The sequence below is a fragment of the Salipiger sp. HF18 genome (genome assembly GCF_011806505.1).
GTDB classification, from domain to species: domain Bacteria; phylum Pseudomonadota; class Alphaproteobacteria; order Rhodobacterales; family Rhodobacteraceae; genus Salipiger; species Salipiger thiooxidans.
The window spans coordinates 1-1,560 of the sequence record NZ_JAATOS010000715.1 but is presented as its reverse complement, the minus strand read 5'-3'; the positions used below and the strand labels follow the sequence as shown (position 1 = coordinate 1,560).

Below are 1,560 nucleotides of genomic sequence, written 5' to 3'. Positions count from 1 at the left end.
GGCATTGGCCTGCGCCACGTCGGCGTTCTCGAGCCCCGCCCGTTCGGGGCCGAACATCACCGCCACGCGGCCGCCCGCAGCGATCCGGCTGGCGGCCTCGCGCATCGCCTCTTCCGGGGAATAGACCGGCTTGGTCATGCCGCGCTGCCGGGCGGTGGTCGCAAAGACCAGGTCGCAGTCGCCGACCGCACCCGCCACGTCCTCGCTCAGCACCGCATCGTCGAGTAGCCGGCCCGCACCAGAGGCCATGGCCACCGAGGCCGGGTTCGGCCAGCCGTCGCGCGGGCTCACCAGCCGCATCCGGTCGAGCCCGAAATTCCACATGGCGCGCGCCGCGGCACCGATGTTTTCGCCCATCTGGGGCCGCACAAGCACGAAGGCCGGCTGTTTGACGTCGCTCGGCATGGCCTCTCCTTTGTCCTGCCGTCTCCCTAAGCGCCACGCTATTCGAGGGCAAGCGGGCTTCTGCCCCCCGGAAATATCCCCGCGCGTGGCATCCGTCCTCTATGGTGGGGGCATTCCCCGACACAGGAGCGCCGGTCATGGCACATGACGAGGGCCTTGCAGAAACCCTTCGGAGCGATCTCGCGGCGGTGCCCGATCTGCGTGAGATCGCCATGTTCGGCGGGCTCTGCTTCACCTCGCGCGGCAACATGGTCTGCGGCACCTTCCGCGACCACGGGCTTTACCGCGTCGGCAAGGCGCAGGTGCCCCGCGCGCTCGCCCTGCCGCATACCGGCCCGATGACTATGGGCGAGCGCACGATGGGCGGTTTCGTGACGCTCGACCCGGACGGCTTCGCCGACGACGCGCTCCGCGAGCATCTCACCCGGCTGGCGCTGGCCTTCGTTGCCACGCTCGATCCGAAATGACCAAGGCAGGGCCTTGGCACTGCCCCTCCGGGCGGTGTATGCAGCCCGGAAGTTTTTCCGAGGATGACCGCAATGGCCGAGACCGATCTGCCCCAGCTCTACCTGATCACGCCGCCGGAGTTCGATCTCTCCGAGTTCCCAGCGCGGCTCGATGCGGTGCTGCAGGCGGCCGAGATCGCCTGCCTCCGCCTCGCCCTCGCCACCCGCGACGAGGACAAGCTGCTGCGCGCCGCCGACGCGGTGCGCGAGATCGCCCACGCTCATGACGTGGCGCTTGTCATCGACACCCACGTGGTGCTCGCCCAGAGGCTCGGGCTCGACGGCGTGCATCTCACCGACGGGTCGCGCTCGGTGCGCCACGCCCGCAAGGAGCTTGGCCCGGACGCCATCGTCGGCGCCTTCTGCGGCGCCTCGCGCCACGACGGCATGGGCGCGGCAGAAGGCGGCGCGGATTATGTCTCCTTCGGCCCCCTCTCCGGCGAGTCGCTGGGCGACGGCACGCTGGCCGACCGCGATCTCTTCCAGTGGTGGTCCGAGATGATCGAGGTGCCGGTGGTGGCCGAGGGCGGTCTCACGCCCGAGCTCGTCGCCAGCCTGACCCCGGTCACCGACTTCTTCGGCATCGGTGAGGAAATCTGGAGCGCCGAGGACCCGGTCGCGGCCCTCGCGGCACTCACCGCCGCGATGC

3 protein-coding genes are annotated in these 1,560 nt (G+C 70.1%); 2 read left to right on the top strand and 1 reads right to left on the bottom strand.

From position 1 onward, the window contains the following. Positions 1-405: RNA methyltransferase (locus HC022_RS26220; protein ID WP_167454335.1), on the bottom strand; the 405-nt coding region annotated here is incomplete at its 3' end. A gap of 137 nt (positions 406-542) precedes the next feature. Between HC022_RS26220 and HC022_RS26215 the strand changes: the two genes are divergently transcribed. Both HC022_RS26215 and HC022_RS26210 read left to right on the top strand, forming a co-directional pair. Beyond that, positions 543-872 carry a TfoX/Sxy family protein gene (locus HC022_RS26215; protein ID WP_008885917.1) on the top strand — a complete coding sequence of 110 codons (330 nt, stop codon included), beginning with the start codon at positions 543-545 and terminating at the stop codon, positions 870-872. 72 nt (positions 873-944) lie between these two features. Then, the coding region (locus HC022_RS26210) for a thiamine phosphate synthase (RefSeq protein WP_167454334.1) at positions 945-1,560 on the top strand (616 nt) is incomplete at its 3' end.

Coding starts and splice junctions, on each gene's coding strand:
- HC022_RS26215 (WP_008885917.1), top strand. CDS start 543: ATGGCACATGACGAGGGCCTTGCAGAAACCCTTCGGAGCGATCTCGCG.